We start from the raw sequence: 21,576 nt of genomic DNA on the forward strand, positions 1-21,576 counted from the left end.
GGTCTTTCTGCGGGGGGGGGGATGAGTCAAAAAAAGGTGAGGGGAACAAACAAAAAAAGAGAGACGGTCCCCCCCCGGGGGGGGGGGGGGCCCCCCCCCCCCCCCCCCCCCCGCCTCTTTGTCGTTCCGTGCCGAGCGGTCGGGGCGGTGACGGCCGGGGCGGGGTGGCGATGGGCGTGGCGGTGCAGCGAGTTGTCAACCAGGGTTGACACATGCCGGATGTCAACCTAGGTTGACAGTATGAGCGAGAGCAGAGAACTCGCGGCGGCGGCGAGCAGCCGTGATCCGGCGGTGGGCCTCCGGGCGGTGCGGGCGTTGCGTGACCTGGCGGACCGGCTGGAGGGGTTGCAGGTCGGGAATGCCCGGCAGCAGGGGTGGTCCTGGCAGGACATCGCGGTCTGTCTCGGGGTGAGCCGGCAGGCGGTGCACAAGAAGTACGCCCGGCGTGGGCCTGGTGGAGAAAAGGACGGAGGCTGAGCGATGTTCGAGCGTTTCACCGGCCAGGCGCGGCAGGTGGTGGTGCGGGCGCAGCAGGAGGCGGCAGGGCTGCGGCACGGGTACGTCGGGACGGAGCACCTGCTGCTGTCGCTGCTGGCGGAGTCGGACGACCCCGCGGTCGCGGTGCTGGTCGACTCCGGCCTGGATCACGAGACGGCCAGGCAGGCGGTGTTGCGGCTGCTGGGGGTGGGGGAGGACGCCCAGGCGCTGGCGGCGATCGGGGTGGACCTGGATGCCGTCCGGGAGGCGGTGGAGTCGGTGTTCGGGGAGGGGGCGCTGGACGATCCGGGGGAGGAGCCGGAGGTGCGGCGGCGCGGCTGGTTCCGGTCCGAGCCGAAGGCGCGGCGGAGTCCGTTCACGGCGCGGGCGAAGAAGGTGCTGGAGCTGTCCCTGCGCGAGTCGATCCGGCTGAAGTCCGGTGAGATCGCGGTCGGGCACCTGCTGCTGGGGGTGCTCCGGGAGGGCGAGGGTCTCGGGGCCAAGGTGATCGCCGACCACGGGCTGGATGCGAAGGCCGTCCGGCAGGCGGTGGAGGCGACGTTGGGCTGACGGAGTTGCGGCGGCCTGGCCGTGGATCGGTGCACGAAGCGTGAACGAACGAGACTGTCCGTCAACTTGCCTGTTGAGGCCAATGGCTGAATGGATATGATCGGCCGACTGCGTGAACCGATCAACCGCCCGGAGACGTTTCATCACGTCGGCCGGGCGGTCGCGCATTCGCCTAGCCCCGCTGTCGGCGTCAGCCCGTCGACGCCCGCCGCCGCTGCCGAGGACCGCACCGATGAGAGAACGCACCAGCCCCGTCGGCGGGCCGCGCCGACGACCCGCCGCGCGCACCGCGGCCCTGACGGCGGCGGCGGTCCTGCTGGCCCTGGTCGTCACCCCGATCGCGATCGGCCGCGCGTCGGCGGCCCACCAGCCGCTGACCGCCGTGGCCGTCGGCGCGGTCGCCGCGCTCTGGCTGATCGCCGTCGGGGTGGCGGCGTCCGCCACCGAACGCGCCCGCCGGCTCGGGGCCGCGCTCGCCGGGAAGGACGACGAGGCCATGACGGCGCTGGTCGTGGCCGGTGCGGCCAAGCAGGCCGAGACGGCCGCCCGGCAGCGGGCCGCCGCCGCACAGGCCGAGCGCGACACCGCCCGGGCCGAGCTGGCGCAGGCCCGGGCCGACGTCGCCGCCGCGCACACCGAACTGGCCCGGGCGCGGGCCGAGGCCGAGGCGGAGCGGGCCGAGCGCGACCGGCTGGACCGGCTGGCCGACGAGGTGCTGCCCGAGGTGGTGAAGAAGCTCCGCGACGGCGCGTCTGTCGACAGCGCGCTGGCCGCGCACCGCAAGCACCCCCAGTACGCGCTGCTGCGGGCCGTCGCCGAGGAGGTCGGCCGGGGCGAGCGGCTGCGGGCCGCCGCCCTCGCGGTCTGCGCGACCGCCGCCGGGCGGGTCCAGGCGCTGGCCACGAGCATGCACGCCGAGCTGCGGGAGATGCAGCACCGCCACGACGAGGAGGTCCTCGGCGACCTGCTGCGACTGGACCACTCCACCGCGCAGGCGGGCCGGATGGCCGACAGCATCGCCGTTCTCACCGGCGCCCGTTCGGGCCGCCGCTGGGCCAAGCCGATCGCCGTGGAGTCGGTGCTGCGCGGCGCGCTCGGCCGGATCGGCGCGTACCAGCGGGTCCGGCTGCACAACGCCAGCACCGCCGCCGTGGCCGGGTTCGCGGCCGAGGGCGTGATGCACGCGCTCGCCGAACTGCTCGACAACGCCACCAACTTCTCCGCTCCGCCGGCCGAGGTGCACGTCTACGTCGAGGAGGTGCCGGCCGGGCTGGCGGTCACCGTCGAGGACAGCGGCCTCGGGCTGAGCGACAGTTGGCTGCGCCGGGCCGAACGGGCCGTCTCCGCCGAGCCGCTGGACCTCACCACGCTCTCGGCGGGCACCCGGCTCGGCCTCGCGGTGGTCGGCGCGCTGGCCCGCAAGCACGGGCTGCAGATCTCGTTCCGGCCGTCGGCGCGCGGCGGTACCGGAGTGGTGATGCTGATCCCGCAGCAGCTGGTGACGCATTCCGCACCGGAGCCCACCCCGGCGCCCGTACCGGATCGGCCGGTCGCGCAGGCTCCCGCGCGCCCCGCGCTCACCCCGGCCCTCCCGCCTGCCCTCGCTCCCGCGCGCCCCCTGCCCGCCGTACCCGCGGCCCCCGCTGTCCCGGCCCCGGCCCCCGCGGCCCCCGCTGTCCCGGCCCCGGCCCCCGCGGTCCCCGCCCCGGCCACCCGGGCCGACGCGCCCGCGCCGGTCACCGACAGCGGCCTGCCGCAGCGCCGCCGAGGGCAGACGCTCGCCACAGCCGCTCCGACGGCCCCCGCCGCCACGCCCGCCCGCGCCGACGCGGCGAGTGCCGCCGCCCGCTTCGGCGCCTTCCGCCGCGCCGCGCAGCAGGCCAAGAGCGGCGGCGCACCGACCACGGACACCACGCCCGACGCTTCCCCCGTCACCGAGAAGGACTCCTGATGAGCAGCGCCACCGATCGCGACCTCGACTGGCTGTTGGAAAACCTGCTGACGGCCACCCCCGGCACCCGGCACGCCCTGGTGCTCTCCGCCGACGGCCTGAAGCTCTGCCACACCGCCGGCCTCGACGCCGACCAGGCGGACCAGCTGGCGGCGATCGCCTCCGGCATGCAGAGCCTGGCGCACGGTGCCTCGATCGAGTTCGGTGACGGCAGCGGCGGCGTACGGCAGTCGATGACCGAGTTCCACGGTGGCATCCTCTGCATCGTGGCGGCCGGAGAGGGCGCCCACCTCGCCGTGGTGACCGACGACGACGCGGACGTGGGTGTGGTCGGCCACAACATGCACGGCCTGATCGAGCAGATCGGTGTCCACCTCAGCGCCCCGGCCCGCGAGGACCTGGCGGGCGCGGCGGGTGTGGCGGACGCGGACCGAGAGAGCGCCCGGGCATGACCGGCCGGCCGGTCATGCCGGGCCGTGACGACGACCCGGACCGCCTCTACACCATCACCAGGGGCCGCAGCCGGTCCCCGGAGAACGCCTTCGACCTGGTCACCCTGATCGTCGCCGAGCGGGAGCCGGCGCCGGGAATGCAGTCGGAGCACGTCCGCATCCTGCGGATGTGCGAGGCCCCGACCGCCGTCGTGGAGGTCTCCGCCGAGCTGGCGCTGCCGGTCTCGGTGGTGAAGATCCTGCTCGGCGACCTGCTGGAGACCGGGGCGATCACCGCCCGCCACCCCCGGTTCGCCCCCAACAAGGCCCGGCTGCCCGATCTCGACACGCTGAAGCAGGTGCTGCATGGACTCCAACGGCTCTGAGGCACCGGCGGCCCGGCGCACCCCGCTGCGCGGCACCGCCGACAACGCGCTGAAGATCGTCGTGGTCGGCGGCTTCGGCGTGGGCAAGACCACCTTGGTCGGCGCGGTCAGCGAGATCCGTCCGCTGAACACCGAGGAGACCATGACCAAGGCGGGCGAGGGGATCGACGACCCCTCGGGCGCCTGGGGCAAGCGCTCCACCACGGTCGCGTTCGACTTCGGCCGGATCACGCTCTCCGCCAGCCAGGTGCTGTACCTGTTCGGCGCGCCCGGGCAGGAACGTTTCTGGTTCCTCTGGGACCGGCTGTTCAGCGGCGCCCTCGGCGCGGTGGTCCTGGTGGACACCCGGCGGCTGGAGGAGTCCTGGTACGCCATCGACCGGCTGGAGCACCACGGCACGCCGTTCATCGTGGCCCGGAACAACTTCGGTGAGCCGACCCACACCCTGGAGCAGGTCCGCGAGGCGCTCGACCTGCCCGCCGAAGTCCCGCTGGTGGACTGCGACGCGCGCGACCGGGAGTCGAGCAAGCAGGTGCTGATCGAGCTGGTCCGCCACCTGGCCGCCCGGGTCGAGGCGGCCGCCCGCGTCGGGGCCGACGCCGTCCTGCTCGCGACAGAAGGCATCACCGACCCGTCCCCGTACGAGGAGAGCACGCCGTGACCGAGCCCGCCGCCACCCCGCCGCCGGGCTGCCCGGCGCACGCCGGCGCCACCCCGCTGTACGGGCCGCGCTTCCAGACCGACCCGGGGCAGCTCTACCGCGAGCTGCGGGCCGCCCACGGCCCCGTCGCCCCGGTGGAGCTGGCCGGCGGGGTCCCGGCCTGGCTGGTGATCGGCTACCGCGAGCTCCAGCTGGTGACCGGCCAGCCGCAGCTGTTCGGCCGCGACTCCAGCCGCTGGAACGCCTGGGAGACCATCCCCGAGGACTGGCCGCTCAAGCCGATGATGGCCCCGGTGCCGTCGATCCTGTACGCCGAGGGCGAGGAGCACGTCCGCCGCTCCCGGGCGGTCACCGACGCGCTGGCCGCGGTCGACCCGTACGAGCTGCGCAAGCACGCGGAGGAGATCGCCGACCGGCTGATCGACGAGTTCGCCGGGCGCGGCGAGGCCGACCTGGTCGCCGAGTACGCGCACCGGATGCCGCTGCTGGTGCTCTGCCGGCTGCTCGGGCTGAGCGAGGAGCAGGCGCCCGTCCTGATCGACGGCCTGCTGACGATGCTGGACGGCGGCCCGGACGCGCCCGCCGGCGCGCAGCGGCTGCTCGGCGTGATGCTGCAGCTGGTCGAGGAGAAGGCCGAGTATCCCGGCAACGACATCGCCACCGCGATGCTCCAGCACGAAGCGGGCCTGTCGCACGACGAGATCATGCGAGACCTGCGGGTGATCCTGATCGCCGGCCACCAGCCCAGTTCGTACTGGATCTCCAACGCGCTGCGGCTGATGCTCACCGACGAGCGGTTCGCCGCCTCGCTCTCCGGCGGCCGGCGCAGCATCAGCCAGGCGCTGAACGAGGCGCTCTGGGAGGACACCCCGACGCAGATCTTCGCCGGCCGGTGGGCGACCAGGGACACCCGGCTCGCCGGGCAGCGGATCGCCGCCGGGGACATGGTGCTGCTCGGCTTCGCGGGTGCGAACGCGGACCCGTCGGTGCGCCAGCCGGACGGCAGCCCGGCCGAGGGCAACCGGGCGCACATGAGCTACTCGTACGGCGAGCACGGCTGCCCGTTCCCGGCGCAGGAGGCGGCCGAGGTGATCGCCACCACCGCGATCGAGGTGCTGCTGGACCGGCTGCCGGACCTGCGGCTCGCGGTGGCCGAGCACGCGCTGGTCTGGCGCCCGTCGGCGTGGGTGCGGGGGCTGATGGCGCTGCCGGTGTCGTTCACCGCGGGCTACCACGCCTGAGCCGGCCGGCCGTTCACGGCTGTTGCAAGAACCAGGACCTCAAGGAGAGTTGTGCCGATGACCGCCCCGATAGCCCTCGATCCGCTGGCGCGCGACAACGCCGCCGAGGGTGCGCTGCTGCGCGCCGCCGGCCCGGCGGTGGCGGTGGAGCTGCCCGGTGGGGTCGCCGCCTGGGCGGTGACGCAGCACGCGGCCGCACGGGACCTGCTGACCGACACCCGGCTGGTGAAGGACGCCGCGCACTGGGCGGCCTACCAGCGCGGCGAGGTGCCGAAGACGTGGCCGCTGATCGGTCTGGCGGTGCCCGGCCCGAGCATGGTGACCACCGACGGCGCCGAGCACCGTCGGCTGCGGGCGCTGGTGGCCCAGGCGTTCACGCCGCGCCGGGTGGAGCTGATGCGCCCGCGGGTGGAGGAGATCACCCGCGGCCTGCTGGACGCGCTGTCGGCGGGGGAGCGGGAGGTGGAGCTCAAGACCGTGTTCGCCTTCCCGCTGCCGATGACGGTGATCTGCTCGCTGCTCGGCGTGCCGGAGTCCGACCACGGCCACCTGCGCGACCTGTACGAGCGGTTCTTCGGCATCCGGCCCAACCCCGAGGGCATCCAGGCGACCATCGCCGGGCTGAACGCCTTCGTCAACGACCTGGTGGCGCAGCGCCGTTCGGCGCCCGGTGACGACCTGGCCAGCGTGCTGCTGGCGGCGGACACCGAGGGCGGCGCGCTGAGCGACGCGGAGGCGGCGGCCACCCTGCGGGTGATCATCGCGGCGGGCCACGAGACCACCGTCAACCTGATCGGCAACGCCGTCCGGGCGTTGCTGGCCCACCCGGACCAGCTGGAGCTGGTGCGCTCGGGCAAGGTCGGGTGGGACGCGGTGGTCGAGGAGTCGCTCCGCTGGACGCCGCCGACCAGCAACTTCCTGTTCCGGTTCACCACCGCGGACGTCGAGGTGGGCGAGGTGGTGATCCCCAAGGGCGAGCCGGTGCTGATCTCGTACAACGCGATCGGCCGGGACCCGGCGCAGCACGGTATGACCGCCGAGCTGTTCGACATCACCCGGGATCCGATCCGCCACCTGTCGTTCGGTCACGGTCCGCACGTCTGCCCCGGGTCGCCGCTGGCCCGGCTGGAGGCGGGGGTCGCGCTGCCGGCGCTGTTCGAGCGGTTCCCGGAGCTGGCGCTCTCGGTGCCGGACGAGGAGCTGCGGCCGAGCCCGTCGCTGGTGGTCAACTCGCTGCGGGAGCTGCCCGTCCGGCTCCGCTGACGACCGGTTGTCGCACGGCCCGTCCGGCCCGGACGGGGCCGTGCGTCGTTCCGGAGGGTCGCGGGCCCCCGGCCCGGGTGCGGGCGGGGCACGTGCCGGGGTCACAACTTGGGCCACGTGCGGATGAAGGTCGAACGCGGACCTTGGCGAGGGGTGGCCGCTGCGTTAACGTCGTCAAACCGGCCGCCGCCGCGTCCATGTCGATCTCCGGTACAGCGCAATGTCGTTCTGTCGTACTGCCGGCGCTTCGCGCCCTGGCGAGGAGGACCGCATTGACCCCCACCCCGACCGTGCCGCCCAGGTGTACGCCCTCCACCCGTTCCCGCCGTCTGGTCGCCGTACCCGCCCTGCTGGCGGCACTGGCGCTGACCGCGGCCTGTTCCAACAGTTCGAGCGACTCCGGGGGCGGTTCGGGCGGCGGGGGCCAGACCCTGGCCGGTGACTGCGCCAAGTACCAGCCGTACGCGGGGCATTCGGGCACCACGGTGACGGTCTTCGCGTCGATCCTCAGCCCGGAGTCGGACAACCTGGAGAAGTCCTGGTCCGAGTTCAGCTCCTGTACCGGCATCAAGATCAGCTATGAGGGCTCCAACGACTTCGAGTCCCAGCTGCCGGTCCGGGTGACCGGCGGCAACGCCCCGGACTTCGCGATCATCCCGCAGCCCGGCCTGCTGGCGCAGATGGTGAAGAGCGGCAAGGTGGTGAAGCCGCCCGCGCAGACCGTCGCCAACCAGGAGAAGTGGAGCCCGGTCTGGAAGACCTACGGCTCGGTGAACGGCACCTTCTACGCGGCTCCGATGAGCGCCAACATGAAGTCCCTGGTCTGGTACTCGCCGAAGACCTTCAAGCAGGCCGGCTACGAGGTGCCGAAGACCTGGGCCGACCTGATGGCGCTCAGCGACCGGATCGCCAAGGCTGGCGGCGGCAAGCCGTGGTGCGGCGGCATCGCCTCCGGGACGGCCACCGGCTGGCCGGCCACCGACTGGCTGGAAGAAGTGGTGCTGGGCTCGTACGGCGGCGACGTGTACGACCAGTGGGTGAGCCACAAGGTGAAGTTCTCCGACGAGAAGATCACCACGGCGATGAAGACCGTCGCGGACTGGATGCAGAACCCTGCCTGGGTCAACGGCGGCTACGGTGACGTGAAGTCGATCGCCACCACGACCTTCCAGGACGCGGGCGCGCCGATCCTCACCGGCAAGTGCCTCCTGCTCCAACAGGCGTCCTTCTACAAGGCGCAGTGGCCCAAGGGCACCAACGTGGGCCCGGACGGCGACATCTTCGCCTTCCACCTGCCGGCGGTGAACCCGCAGGTGGCCAACCCGGTCGAGGGCGGCGGCGAGTTCCTGACCGCGTTCGCGGGCCGGCCCGAGGTGCAGGCGGTGCAGAACTACCTGTCCAGCTCGGACTGGGCGAGCAGCCGCGTGAAGACCGCGACCGGCTGGGTCTCCGCCAACCAGGGCGTGGACAAGAGCCTGTACACCGACCCGATCGACCGGCTCTCCGCCGACGCGCTCACCGACCCGGCGGCCACCTTCCGCTTCGACGGCTCGGACCTCATGCCGGCCGCGGTCGGTGCCGGGCAGGAGTGGAAGTCGCTGACCGCCTGGTTCGCCGAGGGGCAGTCCGTCCAGAAGACCGCCGCCGACATCGACGCGGCCTGGCCCCAGTAGCGGCGCGCCGGGCGCCACGTGAGGACCATCTGTCGAGGGCGGTGCGGGGCCACCCACCCGCACCGCCCGCCCCTCCTCTCTGCCCTGCGGCAGGGAAAGGACGCGCAGCCATGTCCCTGACCGCCACCACGCTCGCGGCCGGCACGCCGGCCGACGGTGCCTGGGGTGACGCGGCCGTCAAGTTCGGCAACAGCTTCGGCGCGATCGCGGGCTTCCTCGGGATCCTGTTGCTGGTCTTCCTGGCCGCCGGCCGGGCCTCCGGCCGGATCGCCCGCCCGCTGGCCGTCGCGGTCTTCCTCGGCCCGGCGGTGGTGCTGCTGCTGGTCGGCCTGGTCGCCCCGCTGGTCCGCACCGTCTACCTGAGCCTGTACAACGACGACAGCAGCCGGTTCGTCGGCGGCGAGAACTTCGGCTGGGCGTTCACCACCGACTCGGTGCAGAAGATCCTGGTCACCACCCTGCTCTGGCTGGTGGTCGCGCCCCTGGCCGCGACCGGCCTGGGCCTGGTGCTGGCGCTGCTGGTGGACCGGATGCGCGGCCAGGCGGTCTACAAGTCGCTGATCTTCATGCCGATGGCCATCTCACTGGTCGGCGCCTCGATCATCTTCAAGTTCGTCTACGAGTCCCGGGACGCCTCGCAGCAGCAGATCGGCCTGCTCAGCCAGGTCGCCATCGCGCTGGGCTGGGAGCACCCGCCGAACTGGATGCTCTCCCAGCCACTGAACACCTTCCTGCTGATGGCGGTCATGGTCTGGGTCCAGACCGGCTTCGCGATGGTGGTGCTCTCGGCCGCGATCAAGGCGATCCCGGACGAGGTCACCGAGGCCGCCCGGCTGGACGGCGCCGGCGGGGTGCGACTGTTCTGGTACGTCACGGTGCCGATGATCCGCACCACGGTGGTGGTGGTGCTCACCACCGTCATGATCACCACGCTGAAGGCCTTCGACATCGTCCGCACCATGACCGGCGGCAACTTCGGCACCCAGGTGCTGGCCAACGAGATGTACTCGCAGTCCTTCGTGCAGTTCAACACCGGGCGGGGCAGCGCACTCGCGGTGATCCTCTTCCTCGCGGTGCTGCCGCTGGTGGCCTACAACATCGTCCAGCTACGGAAGGAGCGTGGGGTCCGATGAGCGTGCTCGATCCGGTGCGCGGGCGCCGTTCGTCGGGCGGGCGCCGCCGGTCCGGTGGGCGCGGGCTGCCGGGTGATCGCCGCGGCCCGGTGCGGCAGGCCTTCAGCAGCCCGCTCGCCTCCGTCTTCGTGATCGCGGTGACGGTGCTGTGGACCATCCCCACCCTCGGTCTGCTGGTCACCTCGCTGCGCCCCAAGCAGGACGTCACCGCCGACGGCTGGTGGAACGCCCTCCTCCACCCCGACCTCGGCCTCTCCAACTACCACACGGTGCTGTTCGAGGGCGGCTCCGGCGTCTCCACCGGCCTGATGCCGTTCCTGGTGAACTCGCTGGCGATCAGTGTCCCGGCGACGCTCTTCCCGCTGGTGCTGGCGGCGATGGCCGCGTACGGGCTGGCCTGGGTGCGGTTCCGGGGCAGCGACACGGTGTTCTTCGTGGTCTTCGCGCTCCAGGTGGTGCCGATCCAGATGGCGCTGATCCCGCTGCTGCGCCTGTTCTCCGGCGGCGCGCACCTGGGCTCGCTGACCCTGATCCCGGCGGTGGACCTGAAGGGCACGTATGCGCCGGTCTGGCTGGCGCACACCATGTTCGCGCTGCCGCTGGCGATCTTCCTGCTGCACAACTTCATCGCCCAGCTGCCGCGTGACCTGATGGAGGCGGCGGTGGTGGACGGCGCCTCGCACTTCAAGATCTTCCGGTCGATCGTGCTGCCGCTCTGCACACCGGCGCTGGCCTCGTTCGCCATCTTCCAGTTCCTCTGGGTCTGGAACGACCTGCTGGTGGCGCTCACCTTCGCCGGCGGCACCCCGGAGGTGGCACCGATGACGGTCCGGCTGGCGCAGCTCTCCGGCTCCTTCGGCGGGCGCTGGGAGCTGCTCACCGCCGGGGCGTTCCTGTCGATCGTGATCCCGCTGGTGGTCTTCTTCGGCCTCCAGCGGTACTTCGTCCGCGGTCTGCTGGCCGGATCCGTCAAGGGCTAGGACGGTCCGGTGAGGCATTGTGGCGGTTCCGTGGACACGCTCGCCGCGCAACCGGTACACCGTTAGGGGCAGTTGGCCGAAACGGGCAGGGGGCGGTCATGGCAGGAGCAGGAGCAGGAGCAAGAGCAGGAGCAGGCGCGGGTGCGGGCGGCGGCTCCGGAATCCGGTGGCGGAGACGGATCGCGGGCCTGCTGGCGGCCCTGAGCACGGCGGTGGCGCTGGCCGCCGGCCCGGGGGCCGTTCCGGCGGTGGCCGCCACGGCGACCCTGGGCTCCACGGCCGTCGGTCCGTCCACCGACTCGGACGACTCCGACTACCTGAACGCGTCCCGGTACGTCACCGGCGCGGCGGGCGGCACGGTCAGCAGCATCAGCGTCCACGTGGGCGCGGTGGACGCCGCGCCCCACAACCAGTTCCAGGCGGCGGTCTACCGCGACAACGCGGGCAGCCCGGGCGCCCTGGTGGCGAGCAGCGGCTCCGCGACCCTCACCGGCAACAGCTGGAACACGGTGCCGCTGACGGCGAGCCTCGCCGCCAACACGCCCTACTGGCTGGCCTACAACAGCAACGGCACGAGCCCGGCCGTCAACAACCTGCACTACAGCGCCGGCGGCACCAGCGTGTACGGCAACGGCGGCCGGGCGTTCGGCGGTTGGCCCGCCGACTTCGGCGCGTCCACCGCCAGCGGCCTGAGCTTCTCGATCTACGCGACGTACACCGCGGAGGAGACCCCGCCGCCCCCGGCGCCCGGCGCCGGCCCGGGCAGCGAGGGGCCGATCCTGCTGGTCACCAGCCAGGCCAACCCGTACACCCGCTACCTCGCCGAGATGCTCAAGGCCGAGGGCCTCAACTCCTACCGCACGGTGGACATCTCCGCCGTGACCAGCTCCCTGCTCGCCTCCTACGACGTGGTGCTGCTCGGCGAGATGCCGCTCACCGCGGCCCAGGCCGGGACGCTCACCACCTGGACCAACGGCGGCGGCCGGCTCGTCGCGATGCGCCCGGACAAGCAGCTCGCGCCGCTGTTCGGCCTTACCCCGGCCGCCGGCACCCGCGCCGACGCCTACCTCAAGGTGGACACCGGCGCCGCACCCGGCACCGGGATCACCGGCGACACCATGGGCTACCACGGGCCCGCCGACCTCTACACGCTCAGCGGCGCCACCGCCGTCGCCACCCTGTACAGCGACGCCGCCACCGCCACCGCCAACCCGGCCGTCACCCTCCGTACGGCCGGCAGCGGACGGGCCGCCGCGTTCAGCTACGACCTGGCCAGGTCGGTGGTGCAGACCCGCCAGGGCAACACCGCCTGGGCCGGCCAGCAGCGCGACGGCACCGACGGCTACGAGGCCAGCGAGATGTTCTTCGGCACGGGCGGCCAGCCGGACTGGAACAACCTGGACAAGGCGCTGATCCCGATCGCCGACGAACAGCAGCGGCTGCTGGCCAACCTGATCACCCTGGTCGACTCCGCCAACAAGCCGCTCCCGCGGTTCTGGTACTTCCCGCGGGACGTCAAGGCCGTGGTGGTGATGACCGGCGACGACCACGGTGTCGGCGGCACGGCCGGCCGCTGGGACGGCTACATCGCCCAGAGCCCGCCCGGCTGCTCCGTCGCCGACTGGGAGTGCGTGCGCGGCTCCTCGTACATCTACACCGACGACCCGCTGACCCCGGCTCAGGCGCAGGCCTACACCGACCAGGGCTTCGAGGTGGGAGTCCACGTCACCACCAACTGCCGTCCGTGGGGCACCGCCGCGACCCTCCAGGGCTTCTACCGCGACCAGTTGGCCGAGTGGCGGGCCAAGTACCCCTCGCTGCCCGCCCCGTCGAGCAGCCGCACGCACTGCGTGGAGTGGGACGACTGGGCGACCCAGGCGAAGACCAAGCTGGCCAACGGGATCCGGCTGGACACCGACTACTACTTCTACCCGTCCAACTTCACCAAGGACCGGCCCGGTTACTTCAACGGCACCGCCCAGATCATGCGCTTCGCCGACACCGACGGCAGCGTGATCGACGAGTACCAGGCCACCACCCAGCTCACCGACGAGTCCGGCCAGTCCTACCCGGGCACCGTCAACACGCTGCTCGACGCCGCCTACGGCGCCAAGGGCTACTACGCGGCGCTCACCGCCAACATCCACACCGACTTCGCCGCATCCTCCGCCTCGGACGCGATCATCGCCGCCGCCAAGGTGCGCGGCGTCCCGGTGGTGTCCGGCCGGCAGATGCTCACCTGGCTGGACGCGCGCAACGGGTCTGCGTTCTCGAAGCTGACCTGGAGCGGGAGTTCGCTGACCTTCGACATCACCGGCGGGGCCAACGGCCTGCGCGCGATGCTGCCGGTCTCCGCCGCCTCCGGCACACTGACCGGCATCTCCTCCGGCGGCCGCGCGATCCCGTACCGGATCGAGACGATCAAGGGAGTGTCGTACGCCTTCTTCGACGGCGCGGTGGGTTCCTACACCGCCTCGTACGGCCGGGACACCACCGCGCCCACCGTCACCGGCACCAACCCGGCGGCCGGTGCCACCGGGGTCGACCCGGGCACGGCGGTGCGCTTCTCGTTCAGCGAGCCGCTGGACCAGGCGAGCGTCACCGCCTCCGCCGTCACCCTGCGCACCGCCGGCGGCACCGCCGTCGCGGGCACGGTGGCCTACGACGGCGCCGCCAACGGCGTCGTCTTCACCCCGGGCACCCCGCTCGCGCTCACCACCGGCTACACCGCGACCGTCCAGGGCGTCCGCGACACCTCCGGCAACGCGCTGGCGAACCCGGCCACGCTCTCGTTCACCACCGGAGGAGCGCCGCCGAAGACGCTCGGCAACACCGTGGTCGGCTCGCTGATCGATGACACCGACTCCAACCACCTCAACGGCAGCCGGGTCACCACGGGCGCTGCGGCCGTTCCGCTGACCTCGCTGAGCGTGCACGTCGGCCCGGTCAGCGCGGCGCCCAACAACCAGTACCAGCTGGCGGTCTACACCGACGCGGGCGGCTCGCCCGGCACCCTGGTGGCGGCCACCGGCAGCGGCACGCTGACCCCCAACGCCTGGAACTCGCTGCCGGTCAGCACCACGCTGAGCGCCAACACGGCGTACTGGTTCGTCTACAACAGCAACGGAACCGGCGCCACGGTGAACAACATGAACTACTCCACCGGCCCGGCCGGCTCGGGCGCCTACAGCAACGCGGTGGTGCCCTTCGGCACCTGGCCGGCGGTCTTCGGGCCGGCGGTGAAGGACTCGCTGGTGTACTCGCTGTACGGCTCCTACTGAGCCCCGGTCCTCCTCCGGCGGGCCGCTGACCTGCCCTCATTTTCGCGGCCAGGGTGAAGGGGCGCCTCTGTCACAGCCCTGTGACGGAGGCGCCCCGGCGTTTTTGAACCTGTTCAGAATGGTCTACAGTCGGCTCCAGTCGCGGCGCCCTGGGCGCCTGCCGGCGGACTGCCCCCAGGGCGGCTTCCGCATGCCCACAGACCTCTGAGGGGGAACTCATGTCCGGTCTCTCCACGCCCGCCCCGGCCGACGGGCCGTCCGAATCCGGGCCGTCCGGTGCCGGCTCGTCGGGTGCCGGTTCGTCGGGTGCCGCTCCGTCCGGTGCCGCTCCGTCCGGTGCGGGTTCGTCGGGTGCCGGTCCTTCCGGTGCGGGTCCGTTCGGCCCCGGCCCGGTGGCCGGCGCACCGTTCGGCCCCGCACCGGCGGGGGCCGGTCAGTCCGGCTTCGACCCGTACCGCGGACCCGTCGGACCGAACCCGTACCGCCCGCCGGTCGCCGGACCGGTGCCACGGCCCGACGGCTGGCTGCGCCCCAGTGACCCGGGTACCAAGGCCCCGGCCCCGCCGAGGGCGCTGCTGGCCGCCGTACTGACCGGCCTGCTGACCGCCTGGCTGCTGGACGGCGGACTCGGCGTCAACCTGCTGATCTGCGGCGCGGTGGCCGCCGTCGGCGCAGGCCTCGCCGCCTGGTCGGCCGGTCGGAAGGTGCGCCCCTGGACGGTGGCGTGGAGCGTGCTCGCCCTGGCCCTGCTCGCCGTGCCGGCGCTCTCCGACGCCGGCTGGCCGACGGTGCTGTCCACGGTCTGCGCACTGGCCCTGGCCTCGCTCGCGCTCCACGGCGGCCGCCGCTGGGCCGGCGTACTGCTCGCCCTGCCGGGCATCCTCTGGCAGCTCGTGCCCGGCCTGCTCTGGGCCCGGGACGCCCTGCGCGGCCTCGCCCTGCCCGGCCGCGGCAAGCTGGTCCCGGTGCTACGCGCGGTCGCGGTGGCGGTCGTACTGCTGACCGTATTCGGCGGGCTGTTCGCCAGTGCCGACGCGGCCATGGCGGACGTCCTCGGGAGCCTCAGCCCCAGCTTCGCCCCCGGAGAGATCCCGCTGCGCCTGGTGCTGTTCGTCCTCGGCCTGGCCACCACGCTGGGCTTCGCCCACATCGCGGCCGGTCCGCGCCGCTGGGACCGTACGGTGGTCCGCCCCGGCCGCGAGCGCGGCCGGCTGGAGTGGGCGCTGCCGCTGGTCGCGCTCAACCTGATGTTCGGCGCCTTCGCGCTGGTCCAGGCCGTGGTGGTGCTTGGCGGCCGGGACTCGATCATGGAGAACACCGGGATGAGCCGCTCCGAGTACGCCCGGCAGGGCTTCTGGCAGCTGATGGCCGTCACCGTGCTGACCCTGGTCGTGGTCGCCGTCGCCAAGCGCTGGGCGCCGCGCAGCTCCGAGTCCGACCGCCGGCTGGCCCGGATCCTGCTCGGCGCGCTCTGCCTGCTCACCCTGGTCGTGGTCGCCTCGGCGCTCGGCCGGATGTGGTTCTACGTCGACGCCTCCGGGCTCACCAGGCTGCGGCTCTGGGTGCTGGTGGTCGAGGTCTGGATGGGAGCCGTCTTCGTGCTGCTGCTCACGGCCGGGCTGGTCCGTTCCGCCGCCTGGCTGCCCCGCGCCGTGGTGCTCAGCGGCGCGCTGACCGCGGCCGTCTACGGGCTGATCGGGCCGGACGCGATCGTCGCCGAGCAGAACGTGGCCCGCTTCGAGCGCACCGGGCAGATCGACCTGCGCAACGTCCGCGACCTCTCGCTCGACGCCGTTCCGGCCCTGGACCGGCTGCCGCAGGACTACCGGACCTGTGCGCTGGAGAAGCAGTGGTCCGGGCTCCCCGATGAGGCCTCGCCCTGGTACGCCACCAGCCTTGCCGAGTCGCGCTCCCGCGGGATCCTGCTGGAGCGCCCGCCGGTCGGTCGGGGGAAAGCGACCTCGGATGCCTGTGCGTCGGTGGGGCTGCAGCGCGGGTTCTTCGACGGGTACTGAGCCGCTGCCGCGAGGCGTGCTGAACCGCTGCTGCGGAAAAAGGGCCGGGGGGGGGGGGGGGGGGGGGGGGGGGGGGGGGGGGGGGGGGGGGGGGGGGGGGGGGCGGGGGGGGGGGGGGGGGTGTTGGCGGGCGAGCGGGAGACCTACCCCCCCCCCCCGCCCCCCCCCCCCCCCCCCCCCCCCCCCCCCCCCCCCCCCCCCCCCCCCGCGTTCAGGTCGCTGTTGTGCGGCCTCAGTGCATCGCGACACCCGAGGTGTCCGACGGCAGGTCGCTGGCCTTGGCCTTGATCACGACGAGCGCGACCACCAGGGCGAGGCCGGCGAGCGCCGCCCCAGCGATGAAACCGTGCGAAATGCCCTGCGCGAGCACCTCGTTGGCCGCTCCCGTGCCCTTGGGGAACTCGTGCTTCTCCAGGAACTCGGCGCGCTGCTCCGGGGTGGCCGTGGCCAGGAAGCCGGGCACCTGCAGCTTGGCCTCGGCGGTGGCGTAGTGCGCGAAAACCGTGGTCAGGATCGACAGACCGAGCGAACCGCCGATCTGCTGCATCGAGTTGAGCAGGCCGGAGGCGGCGCCGGTCTCCTCGCCGGCGACCCCTGCCACCGCGAGCAGCATCACCGGGACGAAGGTCAGGCCCATGCCGAAGCCGAAGATCACCGTGGGGCCGAGCACCCCGTCCACGTATCCGCTGTCCGCGGTCATCTGCGTCAGCCAGGTGAGCCCGATGGTGACCAGCAGCGCGCCGCCGGCCATGAACGGCTTGGGGCCGTACTTGGCCTGGAGGGCGGAGGCGAGCTGGGCGGCGATGATGATCGACACGCTGATCGGCAGGAAGGCGAAGCCGGCCTTCAACGGGCTGTACCCGAGCGGTCCCTGTACGAAGAGCGTGACGTAGAAGAAGATGCCGAACATGGCCGCGGCCAGGCAGAGCATCATCACCAGGCCGCCGGTGCGGTTCCGGTTGGCGAACAGGTGCAGCGGGGTGATCGGCTGCGCGGTGCGGTTCTCGATCACCAGGAACGCGGCTATCAGCAGCACACCGGCCGCGAAGGAACCGAGCGTGAGCGGGTCGGTCCAGCCGTCCGAGGCGGCCCGGATGAACCCGTAGACCAGGCCGACCAGACCGAGTGTGGAGGTCAGCGCGCCGGGCAGGTCGAAACGGCCGTCGTGGCGCTCCGACTCGGCGATGTAGCGCGGTGCGGCGAGCGCGATCAGGACCGCGATCGGCACGTTGACGAAGAAGACCCAGCGCCAGTCGAGGTACTCGGTGAGCACACCGCCGGCCAGCAGGCCGATCGCCGCCCCAGCCCCGGCCACCGCGGAGAAGACACCGAACGCCTTGTTCCGTTCGGGCCCTTCCTCGAAGTTGGTCGCGATCAGCGCGAAGGCGGTCGGTGAACAGATCGCGCCGCCGATGCCCTGCAGCGCACGGGCGGCCAGCAGTAGGCCGCCGTCCTGCGCGAAGCCTCCCAGCAGCGAGGCCAGACCGAACAGCAGCGTGCCGGCGATGAACACCCGGCGGCGGCCGAGGATGTCGCCCGCGCGACCGCCGAGCAGCAGCAGACCGCCGAAGGTCAGCGTGTAGGCGTTGATCACCCACGACAGGTTGGTGGTGGAGAAGTCCAGCGCGTCCCGGATCTGCGGCAGCGCGATGTTCACGATGGTGGCGTCGAGTACCACCATGAGCTGCGTGGCCGCGATGACGGTCAGGGTGATGCCCTTGCGCCGGCCCTGGCTGCCTTGCGATGGTGAGCTCTTGCTGAGTGTGTCGGAGATAGCCAAGTTGATGCCCCCTGCTGGCTATTGCTTCGTGTGCTGTGGACCGGAGGTCCGGCACGGTCCCACGGCGTCCCGCAGGCTATGAAGGAACGGGATCGTTCACTAATCTGGACGATATCCTGGGCGAGATTGTGAACGCAAGCGTTCTCTAAGGTTGGTGGCGATGGATCAGTTGGTGCGGCGCCAGGCGAAGGCGCCGGTGACCGACCGGGCGACGGGACGGACCGCAGGGCGGGCGGGCGAGCACCCGGCCGCTCCCGAACCGGCGCCTGCCGTCCCGGCAGTTGCGTCGGCGGCGCTCTGTCCGGTCAGGGCGGCCGCCGAGGTCCTGTCCCGGCCGATGCGCCGCCGGGGCAAGGAGCTGGAACAGGCGATCTTCGAGGCCGCGCTCGACCAGCTCACCTCCGGCGGATTCGCGCGGCTGACGATGGAAGGCGTCGCCAGTGCCGCGCGGACCGGAAAGGCCGCGCTGTACCGGCGTTGGGCGTCCAAGGTGGACCTGGTCATCGATGCCCTGGACTCCACTCTGCCACGCCCTACCGACACCCCGGACCTCGGGTCCGCCCGTAGTGAATTGCTGCTGCTCATCGAGGGTTTCACCGCGGCGATGAGCTCCCGGGCGGGCGGCGCGATGCACGCGCTGATGGCCGAGCTGGAACACGAACAGGCCGAACTGTTCAAGGACTTCATCGTCCAGCGGGTGATCGAACCGACCAAGGGCACCATCCTGGACATCCTCCGCCGGGGCGCCGAGCGCGGCGACGTCCGGCCCGGCGCGGCCACCCCGCTGGTCGCCGACGTGGCCCCGGCGATGCTGCTGTACCGGGTGAAGATCTGCGGCCGGGCGATCGCACCCGGATTCGCGGCCGAGCTGGTGGACGAGGTGATGGTGCCGCTGATCCGCGCCTGACGGGGTGGGGCGTGCTTGCGGGTGCGGGTGCGGGTGCGGGTGTGCGCGTATGGGGCGGGTGCGGGTGTGGGCACCTGCGCGGGCGGGCGCGGTGGTGGTTGCGGCCTGGGTGAGCGTGGTCGGGGCGGTTCCGGGCGGGGCTTAGGCTGGAGGTTGCCCCACTCGAAGGACACCGCGATGCCCATCGTTCCGCCGACGCACTCCGTCGAGCGCTCGCTCCGCCGGGCCGGCGCCAAGATCGTCGTCGGCCTCGACGAGGTCGGGCGCGGCGCCTGGGCCGGCCCGGTCACCGTGGGCGCGGCCGTCACCGGCCTGCGCAAGCCACCGGAGGGCCTGACCGACTCCAAGCTGCTCACCGAGCTGCGCCGCGAGGCGCTCGCCCCGGTGCTCGCCGACTGGGTCACCGCGTACGCGCTCGGTCACGCCTCGGCGCTGGAGTGCGACGAGCTCGGGATGACCGCCGCCCTCCGGCTGGCCGCCGTCCGCGCGCTGGAGGCACTGCCGGTGGAGCCGGATGCGGTGATACTCGACGGCAAGCACGACTACCTGGGTGGGCCCTGGCGGGTGCGCACCGTGATCAAGGGCGACCAGTCCTGCATCTGCGTCTCGGCCGCCTCGGTGCTGGCCAAGGTGCACCGCGACGGGATGATGGCCGAACTCGGCGAGGCGCACCCGGAGTACGGCTTCGCCGACAACGCCGGCTACCCGTCCCCGGTGCACCGCGCCGCGTTGGAGGAGTTCGGCCCGACCGAACAGCACCGGCTCTCCTGGGCGTATCTGGACGGACTGCCCCAGTGGCGCCATCTGAAGCGGAGCCGAGTCGGCGCGGGCGGACCGGGCGCCGAAGGCCCTGTCGACGAACAGTTGACGCTCGGTTTCTGACGTTCCGTCGTGAATTGCCGGAGTGGGGGCGTACGGTTCGCGGTGCCCGATAGGTGGGGTGCCCGTGCGCTCCCGACCGGCATTTGATAGATATCCGGGTATGCCTGTCTTCCCCGAGGAGCCGGAGATTCACGAGAGCCTCCCGGGCCCCGGCGTTCCCTTCCCCCGCGAGTCGGACGCACAAGCCCATCGCACATCTGCCACCGCCAGCTCGATCGCCGCCGTACCATCGGCCGCCACTGCCGCGACTGCCGCACCGCCGGTCGTCGTCCCGGTCCCGGTCCCGGTCCCGGTCCCGGTGCCGGGGCCGCGCCCCGCACCTCCGCGGCCGGCGCAGCCGCGCACCGACCGTTCGGGGCCGCCGTGTACGGCCCAGATCCCCAAGCCCGGCCCGCGACGCCCGGCACCCGCCGCACCGCAGGTCGCTGTCCAGCAGGTCGCCGCCACCACGGCAGAGGCTGTCGACCGCGCCGACGAGGCGGTCGACCAGCTGCTGGAGACCGGCCGCAACCCGGGCGACATCCTGGTGCTGACGGTCGGTGAGGCGCACCCCTGGCAGCAGCACGAACTCTCCTTCGGCGAGGAGCGCTACTGGGCGCAACTCGCCGAGGGCGGTGACGTGTTCTACGCCGACGCGGCGCTGAGCCGCCCGGCTCGCCGAGAGGTGGTCGTGCTGGTCGTCAACGGCGGCACGGCCGACCGCGCCGCCGAGGCGTACACCAAGGCGCTCGGCCACGCGGCCGCGCTCCTGGTGGTCTGCGGCAACGCCGGCCCCGCCGCGGCAGCCGCCGGCTCGCCCGCCGGCCGCCCCGTGCGCGCCTGAGACTCCTGGACCGTCCGGGCCCGATGCCGCGAGGCGCCGGGCCCGGTTCGCGTTGCGGCGGTTCGCGTTGCGGCGGTTCGAGTTGTGCCGGGTGCCGGGTGCCGGGTGCCGGTGGGTGCTCGGGCGGGGCCGGCGCGGTCTCGGGTGACGAGACGCGTGCCGGCGGTCCGTGGCGTCCGCGGCCCGTCCTCCGTGCGCTGTGCCCCGCGGCCGGTGGCGCGTGGTGCCCCGCGGATGGTCGCGGCCGCGGATGCGGTCGCTGTCAGGGGCGCGGTCGCGGCTCGGACGCGGTGGTGGCCGCCGTTGCGTCAGCGGGTGCCGGTGCGCCGGGCCGGTTCGATGGCCGTCACCCGGGCCGGAGCCCACGGAAGCTCGGGCGCCCGGGGGTGCTGCGACCGCTCCCCAAGCTGGCTTCGCTCCCCGAGCTGGCTCCGCTCCGCTGACTGGCGTAGCGCCGACCGGGGCGGCAGCTCCGTCACGGTGTGGACCGGCCCGTCCGCCCAGGAACCCGCGTGCGGGTTGCGCCCGCCGCGCTCGTCGCCGAGGACCTGCCAGCCCGCCGGGGTCAGCGCGACGTACGAACCGCAGCGCAGCCCGTGCAGCACAGCCGCGTCCTGCAGAGCCCACATCCAGGCGCCGTCCTGTTCCGTCCAGCCGGCCGCACCTTCGCGGCAGCGGAGCAGCACGGCCGTCCGGGTCGGGGCGGCCTGGCGCAGGTCGTGCGGGGTGACCTGACGCAGGTGCGCAAGGATCGCGTTGCGGTGCTGCCAGCCGTCGGTGTGGCGGGGCCAGGGCGCGAACGAAGCCGAGGCGGCCAGCCGCTGTGAAGCGTCCACCACCCCGACCACGACCGTGCCCGGCTGGGGCAGGTGGCGCTGGTGCAGTTCCAGGACGAACTCGCGCGGATCGCGCAGCAACGGGATCCCCGCGGCCGCCCACGTCTCCAGGTCGAGCACCCGTCTGGGCGACGAACTCCGGGCGAGGGGATACTGACCTCGGCCGATACCGTTGATCACGATCCTCCTTCCCGACCCACGGGCGCGCGGGTACGTGCGTACGCCGAAGGCCTGGTCCGTCGGACCGGGTTCCGGGTACCGTCCAATTCTCAGGGCAGATGGGGTG

General features: G+C 72.8%; 18 protein-coding genes. 16 read left to right on the top strand and 2 right to left on the bottom strand.

Annotated elements, in window-relative coordinates; translation table 11 throughout:
* Positions 1-240 precede the first annotated feature (240 nt).
* The 13 genes from ACZ6NC_RS22370 to ACZ6NC_RS22430 all read left to right on the top strand — a co-directional run bounded on the left by ACZ6NC_RS22370 (position 241) and on the right by ACZ6NC_RS22430 (position 16,062).
* Positions 241-477, top strand: coding sequence for an RNA polymerase subunit sigma-70 (locus tag ACZ6NC_RS22370; RefSeq protein ID WP_396323784.1), 237 nt, complete (start codon positions 241-243; stop codon positions 475-477).
* Positions 478-480: 3 nt separating this feature from the next.
* Positions 481-1,047 (top strand): Clp protease N-terminal domain-containing protein, encoded by a 567-nt coding sequence (locus tag ACZ6NC_RS22375; RefSeq protein WP_465735364.1) that lies wholly within the window; start codon positions 481-483, stop codon positions 1,045-1,047.
* Positions 1,048-1,279: 232 nt separating this feature from the next.
* Positions 1,280-2,998 (top strand): sensor histidine kinase, encoded by a 1,719-nt coding sequence (locus ACZ6NC_RS22380; protein WP_465735366.1) that lies wholly within the window; start codon positions 1,280-1,282, stop codon positions 2,996-2,998.
* The gene (locus ACZ6NC_RS22385) at positions 2,998-3,450 is read left to right on the top strand and encodes a roadblock/LC7 domain-containing protein (RefSeq protein ID WP_465735368.1); all 453 of its coding nucleotides are present in this window, start codon (positions 2,998-3,000) and stop codon (positions 3,448-3,450) included. The genes ACZ6NC_RS22380 and ACZ6NC_RS22385 overlap by 1 nt, the downstream gene beginning before the upstream one ends.
* Positions 3,447-3,815: a DUF742 domain-containing protein gene (locus tag ACZ6NC_RS22390; RefSeq protein WP_396323780.1), complete on the top strand. Its 369-nt coding sequence runs from the start codon at positions 3,447-3,449 to the stop codon at positions 3,813-3,815. The genes ACZ6NC_RS22385 and ACZ6NC_RS22390 overlap by 4 nt, the downstream gene beginning before the upstream one ends.
* Positions 3,796-4,476, top strand: coding sequence for a GTP-binding protein (locus ACZ6NC_RS22395; RefSeq protein ID WP_465735371.1), 681 nt, complete (start codon positions 3,796-3,798; stop codon positions 4,474-4,476). The genes ACZ6NC_RS22390 and ACZ6NC_RS22395 overlap by 20 nt, the downstream gene beginning before the upstream one ends.
* Entirely contained in the window at positions 4,473-5,717 is a 1,245-nt protein-coding gene (locus ACZ6NC_RS22400; RefSeq protein WP_465735373.1) for a cytochrome P450, read from the top strand. Before ACZ6NC_RS22395 ends, ACZ6NC_RS22400 begins: the two co-directional genes overlap by 4 nt.
* Before the next feature lie 57 nt (positions 5,718-5,774).
* Positions 5,775-6,980 (top strand): cytochrome P450 family protein, encoded by a 1,206-nt coding sequence (locus tag ACZ6NC_RS22405; protein ID WP_465735375.1) that lies wholly within the window; start codon positions 5,775-5,777, stop codon positions 6,978-6,980.
* A 272-nt stretch (positions 6,981-7,252) separates the two neighbouring features.
* Entirely contained in the window at positions 7,253-8,653 is a 1,401-nt protein-coding gene (locus ACZ6NC_RS22410; protein ID WP_465735377.1) for an ABC transporter substrate-binding protein, read from the top strand.
* A gap of 110 nt (positions 8,654-8,763) precedes the next feature.
* Entirely contained in the window at positions 8,764-9,786 is a 1,023-nt protein-coding gene (locus ACZ6NC_RS22415) for a carbohydrate ABC transporter permease (RefSeq protein WP_465735379.1), read from the top strand.
* Positions 9,783-10,766, top strand: coding sequence for a carbohydrate ABC transporter permease (locus tag ACZ6NC_RS22420; protein ID WP_465735381.1), 984 nt, complete (start codon positions 9,783-9,785; stop codon positions 10,764-10,766). Before ACZ6NC_RS22415 ends, ACZ6NC_RS22420 begins: the two co-directional genes overlap by 4 nt.
* Positions 10,767-10,864: 98 nt before the next feature.
* Positions 10,865-14,047 carry an Ig-like domain-containing protein gene (locus ACZ6NC_RS22425; RefSeq protein WP_465735383.1) on the top strand — a complete coding sequence of 1,061 codons (3,183 nt, stop codon included), beginning with the start codon at positions 10,865-10,867 and terminating at the stop codon, positions 14,045-14,047.
* 218 nt (positions 14,048-14,265) lie between these two features.
* Positions 14,266-16,062 (top strand): DUF4153 domain-containing protein, encoded by a 1,797-nt coding sequence (locus ACZ6NC_RS22430; RefSeq protein ID WP_465735385.1) that lies wholly within the window; start codon positions 14,266-14,268, stop codon positions 16,060-16,062.
* A gap of 232 nt (positions 16,063-16,294) precedes the next feature.
* Here ACZ6NC_RS22430 and ACZ6NC_RS22435 read toward each other — a convergent pair whose 3' ends face one another.
* A complete protein-coding gene (locus ACZ6NC_RS22435) occupies positions 16,295-17,842 on the bottom strand; it encodes an MFS transporter (RefSeq protein WP_465735387.1) in 1,548 nt (515 codons plus the stop codon).
* A gap of 160 nt (positions 17,843-18,002) precedes the next feature.
* Here ACZ6NC_RS22435 and ACZ6NC_RS22440 point away from each other — a divergent pair, with 160 nt between their 5' ends.
* The 3 genes from ACZ6NC_RS22440 (at position 18,003) to ACZ6NC_RS22450 (ending at position 20,454) form a co-directional block, all read left to right on the top strand.
* The gene (locus ACZ6NC_RS22440; protein ID WP_465735389.1) at positions 18,003-18,749 is read left to right on the top strand and encodes a TetR/AcrR family transcriptional regulator; all 747 of its coding nucleotides are present in this window, start codon (positions 18,003-18,005) and stop codon (positions 18,747-18,749) included.
* A gap of 177 nt (positions 18,750-18,926) precedes the next feature.
* Positions 18,927-19,631 (top strand): ribonuclease HII, encoded by a 705-nt coding sequence (locus ACZ6NC_RS22445; RefSeq protein ID WP_465735391.1) that lies wholly within the window; start codon positions 18,927-18,929, stop codon positions 19,629-19,631.
* 100 nt (positions 19,632-19,731) lie between these two features.
* Positions 19,732-20,454 carry a hypothetical protein gene (locus ACZ6NC_RS22450; RefSeq protein WP_465735393.1) on the top strand — a complete coding sequence of 241 codons (723 nt, stop codon included), beginning with the start codon at positions 19,732-19,734 and terminating at the stop codon, positions 20,452-20,454.
* A 308-nt stretch (positions 20,455-20,762) separates the two neighbouring features.
* Here ACZ6NC_RS22450 and ACZ6NC_RS22455 read toward each other — a convergent pair whose 3' ends face one another.
* Positions 20,763-21,470: a hypothetical protein gene (locus ACZ6NC_RS22455; RefSeq protein ID WP_465735395.1), complete on the bottom strand. Its 708-nt coding sequence runs from the start codon at positions 21,468-21,470 to the stop codon at positions 20,763-20,765.
* Positions 21,471-21,576 lie beyond the last annotated feature (106 nt).

The organism is Kitasatospora sp. NPDC041988, assembly GCF_055588525.1.

Bases quoted from the DNA above. Each gene is read 5' to 3' on its own strand.
- ACZ6NC_RS22370 (WP_396323784.1), top strand. From the start codon at position 241: ATGAGCGAGAGCAGAGAACTCGCGGCGGCGGCGAGCAGCCGTGATCCG.
- ACZ6NC_RS22375 (WP_465735364.1), top strand. From the start codon at position 481: ATGTTCGAGCGTTTCACCGGCCAGGCGCGGCAGGTGGTGGTGCGGGCG.
- ACZ6NC_RS22380 (WP_465735366.1), top strand. From the start codon at position 1,280: ATGAGAGAACGCACCAGCCCCGTCGGCGGGCCGCGCCGACGACCCGCC.
- ACZ6NC_RS22385 (WP_465735368.1), top strand. From the start codon at position 2,998: ATGAGCAGCGCCACCGATCGCGACCTCGACTGGCTGTTGGAAAACCTG.
- ACZ6NC_RS22390 (WP_396323780.1), top strand. From the start codon at position 3,447: ATGACCGGCCGGCCGGTCATGCCGGGCCGTGACGACGACCCGGACCGC.
- ACZ6NC_RS22395 (WP_465735371.1), top strand. From the start codon at position 3,796: ATGGACTCCAACGGCTCTGAGGCACCGGCGGCCCGGCGCACCCCGCTG.
- ACZ6NC_RS22405 (WP_465735375.1), top strand. From the start codon at position 5,775: ATGACCGCCCCGATAGCCCTCGATCCGCTGGCGCGCGACAACGCCGCC.
- ACZ6NC_RS22415 (WP_465735379.1), top strand. From the start codon at position 8,764: ATGTCCCTGACCGCCACCACGCTCGCGGCCGGCACGCCGGCCGACGGT.
- ACZ6NC_RS22420 (WP_465735381.1), top strand. From the start codon at position 9,783: ATGAGCGTGCTCGATCCGGTGCGCGGGCGCCGTTCGTCGGGCGGGCGC.
- ACZ6NC_RS22425 (WP_465735383.1), top strand. From the start codon at position 10,865: ATGGCAGGAGCAGGAGCAGGAGCAAGAGCAGGAGCAGGCGCGGGTGCG.
- ACZ6NC_RS22430 (WP_465735385.1), top strand. From the start codon at position 14,266: ATGTCCGGTCTCTCCACGCCCGCCCCGGCCGACGGGCCGTCCGAATCC.
- ACZ6NC_RS22440 (WP_465735389.1), top strand. From the start codon at position 18,003: ATGGATCAGTTGGTGCGGCGCCAGGCGAAGGCGCCGGTGACCGACCGG.
- ACZ6NC_RS22445 (WP_465735391.1), top strand. From the start codon at position 18,927: ATGCCCATCGTTCCGCCGACGCACTCCGTCGAGCGCTCGCTCCGCCGG.
- ACZ6NC_RS22450 (WP_465735393.1), top strand. From the start codon at position 19,732: ATGCCTGTCTTCCCCGAGGAGCCGGAGATTCACGAGAGCCTCCCGGGC.